Source organism: Pantoea sp. SO10 (genome assembly GCF_005281435.1).
GTDB lineage: Bacteria > Pseudomonadota > Gammaproteobacteria > Enterobacterales > Enterobacteriaceae > Pantoea > Pantoea leporis.
Genome location: NZ_CP040095.1, coordinates 629,612 through 648,385 on the forward strand (window position 1 = coordinate 629,612; position 18,774 = coordinate 648,385).

Here is an 18,774-nt window from a genome sequence, read left to right on the forward strand (position 1 = left end):
TGCTTAACGTGTCAGTTAAATGGACAGTTAATAATTAACCAGAGTGGAAATCACCCATGCGCAGGACACACGTCAATCTTCTTTCTGCAGGAATTTTTCTGGGCGCTTTAAGCCTTGCTCCGGCCGCGCTGGCGGAAGGCGAGCAAACAGACGCCGTACCCATGCCGCCACAGGTGCAGCAAACCGCACCCGACGCGCAAACCCAGGCACCCGCCGCTGATGCACCCGCTCAGGCGCCGGCCGCCGATGCGCCTGTCAGCAATGAACCGGCTGAATCCAGCGGCGATGTCGCGCCGATTCGTCCACCGCAAAGCGGCAATGCGACGGCGCCAAACAACTACGATCTGAACACCATCATCATCGACTACAAAGAGTACAAAGTGGGCGATGTGGTGCCAGATGAGTACCGTAAAAAACAGTACACCATTGTTGAGTGGAAGCCACGCCATCTGCCAGCGCCGCAGCCAGGCACGCACTGGGCGTACATCAATGCCAACTACATCCTGATCACCGATGACACCGGTAAGATCGTGATGGGCAAATCAGGCGAAATCTTCTTCCGCGGTTAATTCCCGCGCAGCAGACGCGCTAACTGCGCAACGCCCGCCGTAATCTGGCTGGTGCTGGTGTTACCGTAACCCAGCACCAGCCCTTGTTGCTTCTGCTCACCGAGATAAAATCCCGACAGCGCGCCCGGCGCGTAGCCACTTTGGATCAGCCGATCCACCAACGCCATATCGTTTTGATCCGCAGCCAGTGATAACACCAGATGCATGCCGCATTCGCCGCCCAGCAATGGGACCTGTGCGCCAAACGTTTGCTGTAATGCCTGTCGCAACGTCGCCTGCCGTTGGCGGTACAGACGGCGCATTTTGCTCAAATGACGGCTAAAATCACCGCTGCGTAAAAACAGCGCCAGCGCCTGCTGCTCAGGACGATTACCACCGCGCAGCAGTTCATGCAGCGCAGGGCGCAGCGGCGCGACCAGCTGCGGCGGCAACACCATAAACCCGAGCCGTAGCGCCGGAAACAGCGTTTTGCTGAACGAGCCGACGTAGATCACCGGCGTTGGCTGCGTCATGCCTTGCATGGCGGCGATTGGCTCGCCGCTGTAACGAAAATCGCTGTCGTAATCATCTTCGATAATCCACGTTTGCTGTTGCCGCGCGGCCGCCAGCAGCGCCAGACGACGCGGTGCGCTCATGATTGCGCCGGTGGGATATTGGTGCGTTGGCGTGGTGTAAATCAGGCGCGGCGGACGCTGCTGCCAGTCCTGCGGCTGCGGCGCCAGACCTTGTGCATCGACCGCTATCGGTTCAATACGCATATCTCCCAGCCGCATCGCCGCTTTCGCCCCGCGATATCCCGGCTCCTCCACCCAACCGATGTCGCCGGGGCTGCTGAGCAGCGCCACGCACAGCGTTAATGCCTGCTGCGCGCCTTCGGTAATTACGATTTGTTCGGGCGTACAGCGCACGCCGCGCGCTAATGCCAGATGCTGCGCCAGCGCGGCGCGTAGCGTGCGTTCGCCGAGCGGATCGCCATAGCCCAGCAGTTGCTGCGGCTGATGCAGCATCACGCGGTTCAGCGCCCGTCGCCACTGAGCCAACGGGAAATGTGCTAACGAAGGAACGCCGGGCCGCAGCGCCATCTCCTGACTCAATGTGCGATGGCTGGATCGCAACTGAGCGATGCGCGGTGACAAGGCAATTTCGCTGCTGGCGGCCGGCTGAGTTTCCTGCGGTAGCTGCGCCATATTGCTGATGCGACTGCCCTGGCGATCGCTCAGCAAAAATCCTTCAGCCTGCAGTTGCGCCCAGACGGCGATCACCGTATTGCGTGAAACCGCGAGATCCAGCGCCAGCTGGCGTGTTGCGGGCAAACGCGTACCGGCAGCGAGTTTGCCGCTCAGAATCGCCTGCTTGATACGCTGGAACAGCTGCTGTTGCAGCGTCAGCTCGCCGTTGGTCTCTAGCGGGGCCAACAATAATCGATGCAGTGCAATATCACTCATTTACGCGGTTCCGTGGATCCATCAATTTCAACCATTGTGGCGCTTTTTAACACACCAGCAAAGTGGCACTCTGCGTTTCTGGCCCTGATTGATAAAGGAATTAAGCTATGTCGCAACACACGAATGATTACGGACAACCGGTAGGATTTCCGCTGCCAGATTGGCAACCCCGCGCCTGGCCGAGCTATGAAACCTTCACCGGTGACTATTGCCGCCTTGAACCGCTGAATGCCGAGCGTCATGGCCGCGAACTCTATGCTGCCTATGCGCTGGCTGAAGATGGCCGTGACTGGACCTATATGTTCGCCGAACCTTTTGCCGATGAAGCGGCCTATATTGCCTATGCGCGTCAGCTGGAAAACGGACGTGATCCGATGCATTTCGCGGTGATCGATCCCGTTAGCAACCGCGCGGTCGGTAGCCTGGCGTTAATGCGCATCGATGCGACAAACGGATCGGTGGAGATCGGCCACGTCGCCTTCTCGCCGTTGCTCAAACAAACGCGCATGGCCACTGAAGCGCACTATCTGCTGATGCGCTACGCTTTTGAGCAACTGGGCTACCGGCGCTATGAGTGGAAGTGCGACAGCTGCAACCAGCCATCACGAAACGCGGCACAGCGTTTAGGGTTTCAGTTCGAAGGGACTTTCCGTCAAGCGATTGTCTACAAAGGCCGCAGCCGGGATACCTGCTGGTTCTCGATTATTGATAGCGATTGGCCGCAGGTGAAACAGGGCTTCGAACGCTGGCTGGCGGCAGAGAACTTTACGGCGGAGGGGACGCAACGCGAAAAGCTGGAGGCGCTGCGCACCCTACGTTAGTTTTGCGGAATTATTTTTATATCCACCATGCCGATCCCCAGTTTGCGGGGATCCTGGCCGATGATATTGCCGACATTCGACTCCTGCGGCTCCGGTGGCGCAATGATCAAATTGCGGCTGCCGGTTGGATTGGTGAAATGCAGCGTGGTGGTAGAGAAATCCTCACCTAAATTCAGTTGCTGCTCTTCATCGCCAACGCGCACCGGAATCGGACGGTGCGCATTCGGACCGAACGCCCGCGCGGTGATCACCACGTCAAAGCGTTCTGGCAGCGGATCGGTGTACTCAATATTCACTTCCGGGGCCAGATTGGCATTTGACCAGCGTCCCCACTCTTCCGGGCGAGATATCCCCTTAAAACTTTTGACGCTGGTTGGCGCGCCAGGCACTGATAACAGGAAGCGGTCCGCGTTGTAGCGAATCGCGTTGTCTTCAATCCGAATCTGCTGCTCGTTAAGCTGGAAGGTTGCCGCACTCACTTCGGCTTTGGGGAAGCTGACTTTCGCTTTCCACTGCGGTTTATCAATGCGGGTAACGCTCGGTTTGGCGCCCATCTGTCCCATCGAAACACACAAATCGTTCGACAGAGCTAAATCTGGCTGCCACAGGCGCGCCATTTTAAAGCAGCGATCGACCCAAACGAATTTGTCGTCGGCAGCAAATTTAGCCAGCTGATAACGCAGTGGCTCCGCGTATTCGCCTTCGGGCAGCGGTTCAACATGCTTATCGGAGACGCGGAACAGAATCGGCAATTTGAAGGTTGCGCCGGAGAAGGTGAAGGTGTTTTTTTGTTGATCGACGGTAAAGCTGTCCATCTTACTGGGGAAATTCCACAGTTGAATGATATCCGCTTTCCACGCCGTGACGCGCTTCGCCATGTCTTCAAACTCGGTTGACAGCGAGGTGGAAGAGAGGCCGCTGCGACCAAGTCCAATCGCGTTATCCCCGCCGAGAATATCCAGCACCGTGGCGCCGTTATCCAGCGTACTGCGTTTGGCGTCGAGCACTTCCGCCTGTGGCTGATCGCCACGAATCACCATAAACAGGTCACGGCGCGGCTGCTTGATCAGGTATTGATGCGCGGTGTTATTCATTGCCAGATGATCGGAGGTCACCACGATGATGGTGTTTTTAAACCACGGCGACGCTTTGATGCGTTCAATCAGACGCGCCACATGCTCCTGCGAGCAGGCGACCGCGCTAAAGGATTGGTTTGGTTTGCCATCATAGCTGTAGCTTTTGCGCTGGCAGCTGCGCGAGATAAAACCATCCGGGTGATGGGTGTCGACGGTGAGAGTGAACAATGCGAAGCGTTTTTGCGCGCGCGATAGCTCTTCATATTTCTCAAAAACCTCGTCCATCACCGTGTCATCGTAGTAGCCCCAGTTATTACGATAGCCGGGATCGGCGACGCGACTTTTCAGCTCCTGCGAGCCATACATATTGGCCGCATCAAAGCCATGTGACAGCAGAAAAGTGTCTTTACCGGCGAAGCGTAAATCGGCGCCCTGAATAAACCAGTTCTCATAGCCAGAGTTTTTCAGGATGTCGCCCAGACAAATATTCTGCGGATAGAAGCTGGAGAGCGAGGCCGAGGCGTTGCCATCAAAAGGCGCAAACAGCGGGATGCCGCACTGTGAAGCCACCATGCCCGCGATGGTGTAATCAGTGCCAGGCAGTTGTTCGGTTTGGCTGAAATCGATGCTGTTATCTTTTTCGCGGCTGAGTTCCGGGGCCAGACCGGGAAATGCCTGCTGATCGAAGTAGGTGCGTTCAAGACTTTCGCCATAAATGTAGACCAGGTTGAGCTTTGGCTCGGCGATCACCTTATTAGGCGTTTTGTAATAGGTTTCAAAGTCCGAATCGGCGAGGCGCGAATGTGAGGCGATCAGCTCTTTCACCTGGCGGAACGCAGGCGTGGTTTGTACCGAACCCGCAGCACAGGCAATCGCCAGCAAACTCCAGCCGAGGTGATGCGGCCGCTTACGGCGGCGCAGTAACCATGAAAGCAGGCAAAATAGCGAGAACAACGCGATGATCAGTCCGATGGCGGGCACCACATATTTGCTCACGCCCGCGCCGGTCAGGCTGTTGGTCAGGGTATACAGCACCGCGTCATTAATGCCATCGCCGGTAAAATAGTTGCTGGCGACCAGCGTGACGTTAAGCACGATAAACAGCGTGAGCAGCAGCAGGATCAGACTAAACCAAAATTTATTTCGCCCGGCTTTGAAGGAGTAGACTGCAATCGCAGCCAAAAAGAGTACAACCGAAACCAATTCGGACAACGTCAGATCCTCATTTTGAATGAATACGCAATCCTTGCGCCAACGACCCTCTGCGGGGATTTTGCGACAATCTATATTGGGTGTCACATGGCTGCAACACATCCAACCAGATTTGTGCGATGCATTCCGATTCGTTTAAGGCGGGTTCAGGCTGACTGTGGTTTAGCCTGGCAGCAACGGACGGGCTGCTGCCAGTGAGGGCAGAGAAGGGAATCAGAGTTTTCCAGTGAGGTATTGCGCTTCGCCGTCGGCAAAGCTCCAGTCGCCTTTACTGTTGGTGATAAAACTAATCATCAAATCCGTGCCCTGTACGCCACAATTTTCCAGCAGCTCGCGTGCTAACTCTGCCATAAACAGGCACTTCTGTTCTTCACTTCTCGGGCTGGTATATACGCGCACCATGACCAGATTGTCGGTTCGCGCAAAGCCCAAGCCGGTATCCTGAAAGACCATCTGATAACCTTTGTTTTCGTGAACAATCTGATAACGATCGCGCGCCGGGACTTTGAAGGCGGTTAAGACCGCACGGTGTGCGGCATCCAGCAATGTGCGGATTTCTGATTCTGAACGGCCCTGAATAACGTCGAATGTCAGTAACGGCATAAATAAAACCTCGTTTTTGCTCACATGAAAAGAGTAGGATGTGGCGCTATGCTGCCGCTTGCTGCCGGAAAGAAAAAGCGCGCTGGTTGAAATGATTATTTATTATTTTGAACAATCGATATGAAAGAAATTAAAACCGATAGCCTTTGGGTCCATTTGCACTGGTTAACCGTGCTGGCTGAGCTCGGCAGTTTTACGCGCGCGGCGGAACGATTAGACGTCAGCAAAGCGGCGATGAGTCAGAAGATTAAAGAGCTGGAAAAGATGGCGGGCGTGGCGTTGGTACAGCGCACCACGCGCAGCGTGCGACTGACTTCCGCCGGTGAAAAGCTGGTGGATGAGCTGCGCGATCCCTTCGCGCGTATCGCGCAGAGCTTTTTCAGCGTGCGCGATGAAGCCGGTCCGGTGCGTGGCATGGTGCGCGTCACAGCGCCGGTGGCGTTTGCGCGTCAGCAACTGGTGCCGATCATTGGCGATTTCCTGCGCGACTATCCGCAGGTGCGCTTGCAGCTGGATGTCACCGATCGTCTGGTGTCGCTCGGCAGTGAAGGCTTTGATCTGGCGATTCGCCACAGTGATAGCCTGCCGGAAACCCATGTTGCGCTGCCGCTGTGTGAAACCCGCGCGCTGCTGGTGGCGTCGCCGGCATATCTGGCGCAAAACGGCCTGCCGGATTCACCGCTGGCGTTGCAGCAGCATAATTGTCTTTATTATCCGCGCGGACTCGAATCGCCGCAGTGGCGCTTTCAATTAGCGGACGGCGGCAGTGAAACCGTGCAGGTGAAGATTCAGGGCAACTTTGCCACCAACAACAGCGAGTCGATCCGCGATGCCGCATTGCAGGGTTTGGGCATTGCGATGCTGCCGGATTTCAGTGCCAGCGCGGCACTCGCCAGCGGCACGCTGCAGCAGGTGCTGCCGCAGTGGCAAGCGGTGGATGCGTTCGCCGACCGGTTGTGGGTGGTGCGCCCGTATGCCGCACAGGTACCACGGGCGGTGACCACCTTAATTCACTGGTTACGCGCGCGCTTTGTTGATGGGTGATGCCAGCGCGATCGGCGCAGGCGTTTGCATCATCTGACCCAACAAACTGCCGCGGTTGTAGTTGCCGAGCCGCAGGTTGAAGTCGAGATGCAACTGCTCATTGCCGCTGAGTTTAATCACCGGTGGCGGCGTGAGTGGACGCTGGTGAAACAGCACCGCGTGGGCAAACGCCTCGCTTTTCCAGCCGCTTAAACGCTGATAGTAATAAGCGTTCGCCTCGCATTTACGCAGATAGAGATTCACCCGGCGATGTTCACGCATGGCGATCTGCTGCGCCAGAGAACCTAATTGCTGCTGCGGCTGCGCAATTTTCTGCGTCAGCAGGGAATAATCATCGCGCTTGGTCAATTCACTGAAGTAATTCTGTTCGCCGAGATGTTTGATCGGCGCGTAATGTTTTTGCCACTCGCGGATAAAGGGATTATTGGCGGTTGCCGCCAGGAACCAGCTCTCAATCACCGGCGCGAGATAGTTGACGGTGGCGTTTTCGTGATAATAACCAATCACATCCATGCGACGTTCCTGATGCGCGCGATGTACCCAGGAGAGATCTTCAAATAATAAAGTGCTGCAATCAATGGCAATGCCGCCATAACGCAACAGTAATTCCAGACGAATCACTTCGCTGCGTTGTTGGGCGGTTAATTGGGTCGAGGTAAAGATAAAATCCGGTAAAACTTCTTTTATCGTTAAACGATTTAATAAATGAATTTCATGATCGGGATTATCCTGACGAATCTTTTTAATATTTAACGCCATTGATTTCGGTAAATATTCATTATCCCAATACATCCAGACTTTCTTTGGAATCTCTGGCAGATCTTTTTCGCCAGAAAGTAACACGATATTGTCCTCCTGGCTGGGATCGTATTCCGGCGCACAGAACGCATTATGCTGTTTTTTCTGCAGGAAAGTCTGGCTGGTAAAAGCGAGTCTTTTCCAGTTATGCCAGAGGGTTAACGCTGGCTGAAGGCGTTTTTTATTCATGATGCACCTGATTATTGTGATTATGGTGGCAAGGCGTCCCTGATCGCGGCGCTGAGCGCTCTTGATTGTCCTTTAGGCTGTGTGTAAAAAAGTACTCTCCTATGCTTAATAAAACATTCTGTGCGGCGCGGCTATCACTTTTTGATCCTTTCAGATAAACCGGAAAATCAAGGATCCGTTAAGCTTTAAATTAACGATAAATAACCGCGTGGATTGTTGATTATTCTATTTTATCTCATTAAGACTATTCCTAATAAAATAACAATAGCGTGGCGTAAGTCGCGGGGCGGATTAAAAATTGCGTGTGAGATCACGTGTTAACCTCGCTGCATTTTTCGCTGGCCTGCCGCGAAAATCCCCTCCTGATTGCGGGTTGGCTACGCTTAAAGGAGGTGACGAACAAAAGGAGACACTATGCAGCGACACAACCGTGGATTACTGGCGGTCGATAAGCAGGGCAATCGCGTGCTGTTTCTCAATCCCGAAACCTTTGCCGTTGAACAAGAGTTAAATGCCTTTCCGCCGCGTCCACACGAGCTTCTGATGCTGCCGCAGCTGGAGAAAGCTTACGTGCCGATCTACGGCGACGGCATTCACGGCGACAATCCGCATCCCGGCCACAAAGTGGCGATCATCGATCTGCGCCTGCGGCAGATCAGTGGTTTTATCGATCTGTCGCCGTTAAAAGCACCGCACAGCGGCCAGCTGGGACGAGACGGTAAAGTTTATCTCTGCTGTGAAAACAGCGCGGTGGTGGCGGTGATTGATCCCGTTAGCGATCGCGTGGAGAAAACCATTCAGCTGCCTTCGCACAATGCGCACCGACTCACTTTGTCGCCCAGCGGTCGCAAGTTGTTCACCGAGAATGAAGAGGACGCCAGCATTACCGTAGTGGATCTGTGTGAGGCGGAAGGGCGGATTATTGACAATATTCTGATGCCCGGCCCGATTTCTGGCATCGCCGCCTCGCCGAAACATCCTTATCTGGTTGCGAGCGCCGCCGATGCGCCGCTGCTGTATGTGGTGGATCGGCAAAGCCATCGTATCCGCCAGCGCCTGACGTTGCCGGGCCACCAGCAACCGTGTCAGGTGGTGCGCTTCAGTGCCAACGGCGAGCGGCTGGTGGCGATTGGCGATCAGGAGCCGGTGGTGACGCTGTTTGACGAGCTGCTCAATCCGCTCGGCGATATTCATGTCGGCAACAAGCCGATGGATGGCTGCTTCAGTGAGGATAATCACAGCTTGCTGATTGCTAATGAGGGCGACGGTTCGCTCAGCCTGATTGATCTGCAGCAGATGAAAGTGATTGCCACGCCGCAGGCCGGTACCGGTTGCGAAGTGCTGAGTTACTTTCAGCTCAAATATTAAATAAACGGGCGATGATAAATCGCACTGCTCCAGTGGCGGCTGCTGGCATGTTTTTCGGCTTGCCAGCCGCGCTTGCGTAACTCGCGTGCAATCAGCTTATTCATGATGCCGTGCCCAACCAATAACACCGTGCCTTGCTGCGACAGCACCACTAGTTTATCCGCCGCCAGACGGGCACGTTCTCGCGCATGCTGCACCGATTCGACATGGCCGGCATAGCCGCACAGCCACAACAAGCGTAATAGCGCCAGCCAGACGTTGAGCGGCAGATGTAAACGCTCAAACGGCAACGTCGGTATCGCCACTTCGCTGAACACCTCATCCACCGCGTTTGGCTGTAAACCGAGACGCGTTAATGACGAACGGGCGCGCGGCAGCGGGCTGGTGGCGATCACACTCGCGAGGCGCGCAATGGTCTGACTGCGCGGCGGCGGGGAGTCGCAAATATCAGCCTGATCGTAACCTTCACACCAGTCGGCCAGCGCCCGAGCCGTGAAGCGCCCCGTGACCGGATGATTGGGTTTACCGTGTCGCATAAGAATAATGGTCATAGCGCTCCTGAGTGAACTTTCTCCAGTGTAATGCAGATGCTGAGTCAGTCGCGCACCGGTGACGGCATTTAAGAATATTGCGGGTGTGTCATTAAACTTTAACTGAACTGTGCGAAAAACAGCGCGATGAAGATTCAGTCTGCGCCGTTAAATGGTAAGCAATAATCGTTAATTACGTTGTAATCAGACATTTCTTGCATACGCGCATTAGATGTAATGTCATGAATTAACGCCTCTTTTATCTTGTGCTCATGAGTTATAGTGAAGTTTATCTAATAAATGTCACTATTTTTGCTTGATTTATCTACGCGCGTAGATAGACTATGCCCATAGTGATAACTCACGGTGCCAGAGACGAAGTTGGCCTTGAGATGACCCAGTTACATTTGCCTTACTAATGCGATCGATGAAAATTACATCGGCGGGAACAGGCGAAGAAGCGGATTCCAACACCAGGGAATTCATTACTGATTTTTCATCCAGGTTTGCCTACTGAACGTCGCCACCGGGGAGTTCCGCTTGTTGCAAGGGAACTGACCCACGGAAGGGCGTTTGCTGTTTTTACCTCATTCAGGGATTGGGTTATGACGGTTTCGCAACAAAGCTCACTGACATCCTCCTCAGCTGCCGACGCGCGGCTTGAAACATCATCCGGCCGCAAAGATTTCTGGCGCGCCACGTTCTCGTGCTGGCTCGGCACCGCGATGGAATATGCGGATTTTGCGCTGTATGGCCTCGCTGCCGGCATTATCTTTGGTGATGTCTTCTTCCCCGAAGCCACGCCGACTATCGCCTTGCTCTCGAGTTTTGCCACCTGGTCGGTTGGCTTTATTGCCCGCCCGATTGGTGCCTTGCTTTTCGGCTGGATCGGCGATCGTAAAGGCCGCAAAACGGTGATGATCTCGACCATCATTCTGATGGGCGCCTCCACAACATTAATCGGTTTGATTCCCTCCTATGCCAGCATTGGCGTTTGGGCACCGGCGTGTCTGGTGCTGCTGCGCTTTACCCAGGGTTTGGGGGCGGGCGCAGAGTTGTCCGGCGGCACAGTGATGCTGGGCGAATACGCGCCGGTTGAGCGTCGTGGTTTGGTCTCATCGGTGATTGCGCTGGGCTCGAACAGCGGCACGCTGATCGCCTCGCTGGTTTGGCTGGCGGTGATCCAGATGGACAAAGAGAGCTTGCTGGCGTGGGGCTGGCGTATTCCGTTCCTCAGCAGCGTGTTGATTGCGGTGGTGGCGTTGTGGATTCGTCGTCATCTGCGAGAAACGCCGGTGTTTGAACGCCAGCAGGCGGAATTGCAGGCCGAACGAAACGCCACGCTGGCGCAGGCGAAAGCAGAAGTGGATACGCGCAGTTTCTGGCGTCGCACCCGGGCCTTCTGGACCATGGTGGGTTTACGCATCGGCGAAAACGGCCCTTCTTATCTGGCGCAGGGCTTTATCGTCGGTTACGTCGCCAAAGTGCTAATGATCGATAAGTCGGTGCCCACCACTGCGGTGTTCATCGCCTCGTTACTTGGCTTCGTGATTATTCCGTTTGCCGGTTGGCTGTCGGATCGCTTCGGTCGCCGTATAACCTATCGTTGCTTCTGCTTATTGCTGATGTTCTACGCCTGGCCCGCCTTTAGCCTGATGGACAGCCGCGACCCGACGATTGTCATCGCGGTGATTGTGGTCGGCATGGCGCTGGCATCGCTGGGTATTTTCGGCGTGCAGGCAGCGTGGGGCGTCGAGATGTTTGGCGTGAAGCGTCGTTACACCAAGATGGCGGTAGCGAAAGAGCTGGGGTCTATCCTTTCAGGAGGCACCGCACCATTAGTGGCGGCGGCGCTGCTGTCGTTTACCGGACACTGGTGGCCGATCGCGGTTTACTTCACGGCGATGGCCAGCATCGGTTTTCTCACCACTTTCGTGGCGCCGGAAACGCGCGGACGCGATCTCAATCTGCCGGAAGATGCCATCTGACCAGCAGGATCGCGTAAATCACAACCCCCATTGGCCGGATATTCCGGCCAATGGCATTTACGCAGGGGCAAAGGAATGGCGAAATCTCCAACCGGAAACGTAACGCGCACGGACGTGGCAAAAATCGCCGGCACCTCGGTGGCGGTGGTCAGTTACGTGATCAATAACGGCCCGCGTCCGGTGGCAGAAGCCACGCGTCAGCGCGTGCTGGAGGCGATCAAACAGACCGGCTATCGCCCCAACGCGGTGGCGCGCGCGCTGGCTTCGGGCAGCACTAAAACCTTTGGTTTAGTGGTGCCAAATATCGGCAATCCCTTTGTTGCCTCGATGGCGCACATGCTGTTGCAGGAGTCGATGAATCACGGCCACGTCATGCTGTTGGGGGATGCCGGTGACGATCGCAAACGCGAGTTGGAGATTATTCAGGGCCTGTTAAATCGTCAGGTTGATGGCCTGTTTTACAACAGCGTCGATCGCCATCCCTACATCGATGTGATTCAGGCCAGCGGTACGCCGCTGGTAATGCTGGATCGCATTGAGCCGCGTCCAGGCGTTGGCATGCTGCGCGTCAATGAGCGCGAAGCGGCGTGCCAGGTGACCGCGCATCTGCTCAGCCACGGTTATCAGCAGGTGGGCATGATCAGCGGTCCACTGGACATGCTTAACGCGCAGGACCGTATTCACGGCTGGCGCGATGCGCTGGCGCAGAAAGGGTTGCTGGCCGATGAGGCAATGATTTTCCCTGCCAGCTACACGCGGCAGGGCGGTTACGACGCCGCGCAGCGCATGGTGGCCAGCGGTCGTGTGCCGCGCGCGCTGTTTACCAGTAATGAAGGCCAGGCGATTGGCTGCATTCGGGCGCTGTCGGAGCATGGACTGCGCGTGCCGCAGGATGTCGCGCTGGTGTGTTTTAACGGTACCGATCAGTCGGCGTTTCATGTGCCGACGCTCACCACCGTACGTCAGCCGCTGCGCGATATGGCGCGCAGTGCGATTGCTATGCTCAAAAACTGGGATGGCGACGCGAAGCTGGCGGAATTTCCTCACCATTTAGAAATCGGTGAGTCCTGTGGCTGCCAGCTTACTCAACAAGAATAAAATTATAACACTATGAAAAGATTGATTATTGATTGTGATCCGGGAAACGGTATAGCGGGCGCCAACACCGACGATGGCCTCGCGCTGGCGTTAGCATTGGCCTCCAGGTCGCTGTCGCTGGAACTGATTACCACTGTGACCGGCAACACGCCGAGCGCGGTGGGTGCGCAGGTTGCGAAAGATCTGCTGCAGCGGCTGGGACGCAACATTCCTGTGGTGCAGGGCGCGCTGCAGGCGCTGCGTGAAGATCCTGCGCCGTGGCGTGCGCGTCTTGATAACGTTGCTGATGAAAAGCTCGGTGAACTGTGGCGCGGCGTTCGTCAACCGCAGCGTATTCCGGCGGATGGACATGATGCGGCTGGCGTAATGGGCCAACTGATTTGTGACAATCCCGGCGAGTTTACGCTGGTAGCCATTGGCCCGTTGACCAATGTGGCGCTGGCACTGCAGCGTTATCCAGAGATGGCTGAATCGGTGGCAGAGATTGTGATTATGGGCGGCGTGTTCGCGCTGGATGATTACATCAAAGACACCAATTTTGGCCTCGATCCGGAAGCCGCGCATCAGGTGCTGCACAGCGGTGCTGCCATCACGCTGGTACCGATGGACGCCACCACGCAAACCCTGATGACGCAGCAGGATCTCACGCGGCTGACCGCTAACGATCATCCGTTGCCGCAGTTTGTGCGCGAGACGTTACGGCCGTGGATCGATTATTCGATCCGCACCCGTCATCTGCCAGGTTGCTGGATACATGATGCGCTGGTGGTGGCGTGGCTGCTGAATCAGCGTGTCGCCGACGGCGTGGATTATCATGTGGATATTGAGCTGCGACCTGGCGCCACGCGCGGCAAAAGCTGGCGTTATCGCACGCCGCTGCGGCTGGATATTGGCGTGCCACCGCAGACCGGCGCCTTGGTGCATGTGATTCAAACCGTTAATAATGCGCTGCTGCTCGAGATGATCGAAAAGGCATTTAATCAGTTATAAAACCCTTGACTGCACCTGCCGTAACGGCGCGATAAAACGTGCCGTTACAGGATATTGCCTCCATCAATGACACGTTTTTTTACACCGCGCATCACTCGCTGACAATTCCCGCCACAGTCCGCCTTTCTGACATGCTATATACAAATAGTTAACAAATTAGTAACCCGTGAAATTATTCGCGCGGTAACTTCTACTATAAATCCGGCCAACGAACCGGAAGCTCATCAGACAGGATACCAACATGTTCAACTGGACTGCGACCCAGCGCAACGTGGCTTTTGCCAGTTTCGCGAGCTGGACGCTGGATGCGTTCGACTTCTTCATCTTAGTGTTTGTCCTCAGCGATCTTGCCCAGTATTTCCATACCAGCGTCTCCGATGTTTCCCTCGCCATCATGCTCACGCTCGCCGTGCGTCCGATCGGCGCGCTGTTGTTTGGTCGGCTGGCGGAGAAGTATGGCCGCCGACCGATTTTGATGCTCAATATCGTGATGTTCTCGGCGTTTGAGCTGCTGTCGGCGTGGTCGCCCACCTTCACGGCGTTCCTCGGTTTCCGCGTGATTTACGGCGTGGCGATGGGGGGGATTTGGGGCGTGGCGTCGTCGCTGGCGCTGGAAACCATTCCGGATCGCTCGCGCGGCTTGATGTCCGGCATCTTCCAGGCTGGTTATCCGTGCGGCTATCTGCTGGCGTCGGTGATTTTTGGTTTGTTCTTCGAAACGGTCGGCTGGCGCGGCATGTTCCTGATTGGCGCGTTGCCGATTCTGCTGCTGCCGTTTATCTACTTCAAAGTGCCGGAATCGCCGGTGTGGCTGGCGGCGCGCGAGCGGAAAGAGAGCAATGCGCTGCTGCCGATTATCCGCCAGCACTGGAAAATCTGTATCTATATGGTGCTGCTGATGGCCTGCTTTAACTTCTTCAGCCACGGTACGCAGGATCTCTATCCCACCTTCCTGAAAGTGCAGCATCAGTTTGATCCGCACACCGTCAGCATCATTGCCATCAGCTACAACATCGCGGCGATGCTGGGCGGCATTACCTTTGGTGCATTGTCCGAGCGCATTGGCCGCAAGCGCGCGATTATTCTGGCGTCATTCCTCGCGCTGCCGGTGTTGCCGCTGTGGGCCTTCTCCAGCGGTTCATGGATGATCGGTATCGGCGCGTTTCTGATGCAGTTTATGGTGCAGGGCGCGTGGGGCGTGGTGCCGACCTATCTTACCGAACTGGTGCCCGCCAATGCGCGCGCGGTGCTGCCGGGCTTTGTCTATCAGCTGGGGAATCTGATCGCCTCCGTGAATGCAACGCTGCAGTCGCGTATCGCCGAGGCGCACGGCGGCAATTATGGTTTGGGTATGGCGATTGTCGCCGGAACGGTGGCGGTGCTGATTTGCGTGTTAGTGGCCTTTGGTCGCGAGACGCGCGGCATCGAAATCTCCGGTGCTGCCGCGCGCGAGTCGTCTTAAAGCGCCTCGCAGACGTCAACCCATTTCGCCGCGGTGAGTTCCGCCATGCGCTGCGGCGAAATGCGCACCGCGCTATGAATCGATCCGGCTGCGGGCAGCACTTCATCAAAGCTGCGCAGCGACACATCGCAATAGACGGTAAGCGGATTTTCCAGCCCGAACGGGCAAACGCCGCCGACCGGATGTCCGGTCCAGTTCACCACCTCATCCACGCTTAACATGCGCGCCTTAGCGCCGAGCGCAGCTTTCAGCTTGCGGTTGTCGAGACGCGCATCGCCGCGCGTAACGATCAGCACGATGGCATCTTTCACTTTCAGCGACAGGGTTTTGGCGATTTGCCCAGGCTGAACGCCATGAACGCGTGCGGCCAGCTCAACGGTGGCGGTGCTTTCCGGCATCTCGATGATGTCGATATCCGGTGCATGTTCGGCAAAGAAGTGCCGTACCGACTCCAGGCTCATTGTTATCTCCGGTAAAAACAGAGCCGAAAAAATGCCATAAGCCTGGAAAAGTGTAAACGGGAGAAAAGGAGAATCTGTAACAGAATGCGCGGGTGCTACACCGCTTTTAACGTGCAGTTACCGCAACGTTCTACATCGGGGATACGATAGCGCTGGCAGCAGCTGCGTCGTTCCATTTCGCCATTACGTGGGATCATGGTGCGATACAGCGGATTATCGCTGCCATCGAGCAGGGATTTGCTGAAAAATAGCGCCTGTTCCAGCTGCAAAATCGTCTCTTCTGGCAACTGGTTTTTCAATTCACCAAGGAACCAGTAAAACGAAAAGCCCATGTTGTTCCAGATAAGCTTCGCATTGATATCACCATGCTGCGTCATGCCGTTAACCGCCGGAATCAGGCATTGCTGAATCAGGCGATCGATACGCTGCTGGGCATGGAGGTAGCGCGCATCCTCATCTTCCTGCATATCCAGCCAGAAAGCGCACGGATGGCCGTTTTCGTGAAACTCAACGTGAATCAGATGCGGCGAGCAGTTCAGCGCACGCGGTTCCTGCAATAACGCCATCATTAGCGGTGGCAGCAGCAGGCCAAAATACCACTGCGCCCATAGCGACTGCAGCGGCTTAGCTTCCTGCTGCACATCAGGATGATCGCGATAGAGATAGTCGCTGTAGCGCTGCGTCAGGCGGCGATAGTGAAGCGGATTAGACCACTCGGCCAGGGTTAACGTCCCGGCGGGTGCCGGCTGGCCAAGCTTGAGGTTATCCAGCATGTAGCTGCGTTGATCGCGCATCAGATCTTCCAGCGCGCTCGCTAAACTGCGATCGCTCTGCATAAAGATCAGTGGATGCTCGCTGAAGCGATGATCCTGACGCGTGATGATGGTCATGCCGGTCCTGAGTGATAACGGGAATCGAGAGACAAATGATAATCGTTCCCAGCATTTTGAACAACATTTCTGCACATGCATCTGTTAACGCACATTTTCGTCGCGACACGATTTATCGCGCAATAAATTGCGCCGCGACGAGGTGTGCGTTGGGTAATGACGAGGCTTTATATCAGTTCATTACTCGCCTGCGTCAATTTCGGCAAATCTTCCCACGCCAGAATAGTGTTACGTCCCTGATTTTTCGCCACATACAGCGCGCGGTCAGCATTAGCGACTGCCTGGTCAAAATCGTCAGCAAAGATGGGCGCGATGCCAGCGCTGATGGTGACGTGCGTCGAGACTTTCTCATTGAAGCGGTGCGGAATTTCTAAATCCACCACGTACTGACGAATGCGTTCAGCCAGTTTCATTGCGATTGAGGCGTTTACATTGGTCATCAGCACGAGAAACTCTTCGCCGCCGTAGCGTGTGACCACATCGCGCGAACGTACCGCGTCGCGGATCGCCACGGACACGCGCGCCAGCGCCTGATCGCCCATCGCATGGCCGTAATTGTCGTTGTAGGCTTTGAAGTGGTCGATATCCAGCAGCAGCACAAAGTGGCTGCCGGCGTGGTTTTCCAGAATGGTATCAAGGCGATTCTTCAATCCACGGCGGTTGTACAGGCCGGTAAGCGGATCGAGCATGCTCAAATCGCTGAAGCTCTCTTTTTCCTCGTACAGCTGGCTCACCAGCCGACGGGTAAAAGTATCGAAGCGACGACGCATTAAATGGTGCAGTGAAAAGCCGATTAATGGCAGCGTAATGGTGAACAAGATCATCATTAAATGCTGACCATCATCCAATAACAGCACGGTTAATACCGGCGGTGTGATGTGTAAACAGAATGCAATCAAATAATCACTCAGCGCAATGGCACTGATAAAGAACACGCTTAACAGGCTGATAATTAAAAAGCTGCCATCAAAATAGTAAACCAGATGATATCTGTGGTTAATATGCCACGCCCACAGCGCACCCAAAATAAAAGCCACAGGATTTAATAGCGGTAATTTTTGTTTTGACGCCATTAAGCAAATAACCAGCAGCGTGGAGCTGAAGCCCGCTACAACGTCCACCGGCAGCGAGCGTATTGGGCTATCGCTGCCTAAAATCGGCAGCAGGCAAAAAAGCGAAACGGCGACATTAAGAAACAGAAATAGCATCAGCGACAGCCGATATTTACTCTGTTTCAACTCATCATAAGATTGTAATTTCATTATTATTCTCGTGACAGCCCTGATATATCAAAGCGCTACCCGCAAGTAATAGTTTACCTACCCGGATAGAGAGCACGTTATTGTTGTGTTAGCGATATTGTTATCGGCGGCAATTTAACATTTTCCAGTAATTCTGTCATCCGGCATGGCTTGCGACAAAAATTCGCTGCAAGATGAGAAATATTGTCATATGATAATGCGAATGTTTATCATTTGAGGGTTGCGCGATGATCATGGCGATAATGGCCGCCTGCGGACTATGGGGCGTGAGCTGGGTAATGGGTAAACGTCTGGATAGCGGCTGGGGCGTGTTATTACCCTGCGCGGCGATGCCGGTTTTCGCGTTATGGGAACCGAGTTTCAGTCAATGGCGAGTAGTGATGATTGTGGCGTTGCTGCTGACCGTGGTGATGCTGTTTCACCATCGCCTGCGTCACTATCTGTTGCTGCCATCTTGTCTGGCATTGGCGGGCGGCTTAGCGGCGGTGTCGGTCAATTTCCACGTTATCTGATCAAATCGCAGAAACGACAACATCACGCTGAGAGCGTGAAGTTCGTTGAAAAATCTTTCGGGGGATTTACTGCTCGAAAGGAGTGACAACTGTTGGTGCGAAGGGAGGGACTTGAACCCTCACGTCCGTAAGAACACTAACACCTGAAGCTAGCGCGTCTACCAATTCCGCCACCATCGCATCTTAGTTGTCTGTTTATATCGTCGCATTGGTGCGAAGGGAGGGACTTGAACCCTCACGTCCGTAAGAACACTAACACCTGAAGCTAGCGCGTCTACCAATTCCGCCACCATCGCTCAGTGCGCAGATATAAACTGTGTGATTTTAGTTTGGTGCGAAGGGAGGGACTTGAACCCTCACGTCCGTAAGGACACTAACACCTGAAGCTAGCGCGTCTACCAATTCCGCCACCATCGCAAACTAACAACACCCTAAAGTATTGCTAACCACGGAGGC

General features: G+C 55.0%; 17 protein-coding genes and 3 tRNA genes. 9 read left to right on the forward strand and 11 right to left on the reverse strand.

The annotated features are described in order from the left end of the window. Positions 1-56 precede the first annotated feature (56 nt). The gene (locus FCN45_RS02855; RefSeq protein WP_137385100.1) at positions 57-569 is read left to right on the forward strand and encodes an RcnB family protein; all 513 of its coding nucleotides are present in this window, start codon (positions 57-59) and stop codon (positions 567-569) included. On the opposite strand, the gene FCN45_RS02860 is transcribed toward FCN45_RS02855, so the two are convergent. After that, a complete protein-coding gene (locus FCN45_RS02860; RefSeq protein WP_137385101.1) occupies positions 566-2,014 on the reverse strand; it encodes a PLP-dependent aminotransferase family protein in 1,449 nt (482 codons plus the stop codon). The two genes, FCN45_RS02855 and FCN45_RS02860, sit on opposite strands and share 4 nt — an antisense overlap. A gap of 107 nt (positions 2,015-2,121) precedes the next feature. Here FCN45_RS02860 and FCN45_RS02865 point away from each other — a divergent pair, with 107 nt between their 5' ends. Next, entirely contained in the window at positions 2,122-2,835 is a 714-nt protein-coding gene (locus tag FCN45_RS02865; protein WP_137385102.1) for a GNAT family N-acetyltransferase, read from the forward strand. Here FCN45_RS02865 and opgB read toward each other — a convergent pair. Both opgB and FCN45_RS02875 read right to left on the reverse strand, forming a co-directional pair. Continuing rightward, a complete protein-coding gene (gene opgB / locus FCN45_RS02870) occupies positions 2,832-5,123 on the reverse strand; it encodes a phosphatidylglycerol--membrane-oligosaccharide glycerophosphotransferase (RefSeq protein ID WP_101762201.1) in 2,292 nt (763 codons plus the stop codon). The two genes, FCN45_RS02865 and opgB, sit on opposite strands and share 4 nt — an antisense overlap. 213 nt (positions 5,124-5,336) lie before the next feature. Beyond that, positions 5,337-5,726 carry a tautomerase family protein gene (locus tag FCN45_RS02875; RefSeq protein WP_101762200.1) on the reverse strand — a complete coding sequence of 130 codons (390 nt, stop codon included), beginning with the start codon at positions 5,724-5,726 and terminating at the stop codon, positions 5,337-5,339. A gap of 120 nt (positions 5,727-5,846) precedes the next feature. Between FCN45_RS02875 and FCN45_RS02880 the strand changes: the two genes are divergently transcribed. Continuing rightward, entirely contained in the window at positions 5,847-6,770 is a 924-nt protein-coding gene (locus FCN45_RS02880) for a LysR family transcriptional regulator (protein WP_137385103.1), read from the forward strand. Here FCN45_RS02880 and FCN45_RS02885 read toward each other — a convergent pair. After that, positions 6,744-7,757 (reverse strand): glycosyltransferase family 32 protein, encoded by a 1,014-nt coding sequence (locus tag FCN45_RS02885; protein WP_137385104.1) that lies wholly within the window; start codon positions 7,755-7,757, stop codon positions 6,744-6,746. The two genes, FCN45_RS02880 and FCN45_RS02885, sit on opposite strands and share 27 nt — an antisense overlap. Positions 7,758-8,171: 414 nt before the next feature. Here FCN45_RS02885 and FCN45_RS02890 point away from each other — a divergent pair, with 414 nt between their 5' ends. After that, entirely contained in the window at positions 8,172-9,125 is a 954-nt protein-coding gene (locus FCN45_RS02890; protein WP_137385105.1) for a YncE family protein, read from the forward strand. Here FCN45_RS02890 and FCN45_RS02895 read toward each other — a convergent pair. Next, positions 9,122-9,676: a histidine phosphatase family protein gene (locus FCN45_RS02895; protein WP_137385106.1), complete on the reverse strand. Its 555-nt coding sequence runs from the start codon at positions 9,674-9,676 to the stop codon at positions 9,122-9,124. The two genes, FCN45_RS02890 and FCN45_RS02895, sit on opposite strands and share 4 nt — an antisense overlap. Positions 9,677-10,260: 584 nt before the next feature. Between FCN45_RS02895 and FCN45_RS02900 the strand changes: the two genes are divergently transcribed. The 4 genes from FCN45_RS02900 (at position 10,261) to FCN45_RS02915 (ending at position 15,193) form a co-directional block, all read left to right on the forward strand. Continuing rightward, positions 10,261-11,643 carry an MFS transporter gene (locus tag FCN45_RS02900; RefSeq protein WP_101762195.1) on the forward strand — a complete coding sequence of 461 codons (1,383 nt, stop codon included), beginning with the start codon at positions 10,261-10,263 and terminating at the stop codon, positions 11,641-11,643. Between the two features lie 75 nt (positions 11,644-11,718). After that, the gene (locus tag FCN45_RS02905) at positions 11,719-12,741 is read left to right on the forward strand and encodes a LacI family DNA-binding transcriptional regulator (protein ID WP_101762194.1); all 1,023 of its coding nucleotides are present in this window, start codon (positions 11,719-11,721) and stop codon (positions 12,739-12,741) included. A 12-nt stretch (positions 12,742-12,753) separates the two neighbouring features. Continuing rightward, positions 12,754-13,731 (forward strand): nucleoside hydrolase, encoded by a 978-nt coding sequence (locus FCN45_RS02910; RefSeq protein WP_137385107.1) that lies wholly within the window; start codon positions 12,754-12,756, stop codon positions 13,729-13,731. A 241-nt stretch (positions 13,732-13,972) separates the two neighbouring features. Next, a complete protein-coding gene (locus tag FCN45_RS02915; RefSeq protein WP_101762192.1) occupies positions 13,973-15,193 on the forward strand; it encodes an MFS transporter in 1,221 nt (406 codons plus the stop codon). Here the strand turns inward: FCN45_RS02915 and FCN45_RS02920 are convergent. The 3 genes from FCN45_RS02920 to FCN45_RS02930 all read right to left on the reverse strand — a co-directional run bounded on the left by FCN45_RS02920 (position 15,190) and on the right by FCN45_RS02930 (position 17,806). Beyond that, a complete protein-coding gene (locus FCN45_RS02920) occupies positions 15,190-15,654 on the reverse strand; it encodes a YbaK/EbsC family protein (protein WP_008107722.1) in 465 nt (154 codons plus the stop codon). The genes FCN45_RS02915 and FCN45_RS02920 overlap by 4 nt on opposite strands. A gap of 95 nt (positions 15,655-15,749) precedes the next feature. After that, positions 15,750-16,544, reverse strand: a complete 795-nt coding sequence (fhuF, locus tag FCN45_RS02925) for a siderophore-iron reductase FhuF (RefSeq protein ID WP_137385108.1) — start codon at positions 16,542-16,544, stop codon at positions 15,750-15,752. Positions 16,545-16,711: 167 nt separating this feature from the next. Beyond that, positions 16,712-17,806 (reverse strand): diguanylate cyclase, encoded by a 1,095-nt coding sequence (locus FCN45_RS02930; RefSeq protein ID WP_137385109.1) that lies wholly within the window; start codon positions 17,804-17,806, stop codon positions 16,712-16,714. 227 nt (positions 17,807-18,033) lie between these two features. Between FCN45_RS02930 and FCN45_RS02935 the strand changes: the two genes are divergently transcribed. Continuing rightward, positions 18,034-18,318: a DUF1435 domain-containing protein gene (locus FCN45_RS02935; protein ID WP_137385110.1), complete on the forward strand. Its 285-nt coding sequence runs from the start codon at positions 18,034-18,036 to the stop codon at positions 18,316-18,318. Positions 18,319-18,411: 93 nt separating this feature from the next. Here FCN45_RS02935 and FCN45_RS02940 read toward each other — a convergent pair. From FCN45_RS02940 to FCN45_RS02950, 3 genes are all read right to left on the reverse strand, one after another. Next, positions 18,412-18,498 (reverse strand) — tRNA-Leu (locus tag FCN45_RS02940). Between the two features lie 29 nt (positions 18,499-18,527). After that, positions 18,528-18,614: transfer RNA gene (locus tag FCN45_RS02945), tRNA-Leu, on the reverse strand. Positions 18,615-18,648: 34 nt separating this feature from the next. Next, positions 18,649-18,735, reverse strand: a tRNA-Leu gene (locus FCN45_RS02950). Positions 18,736-18,774: the final 39 nt, after the last annotated feature.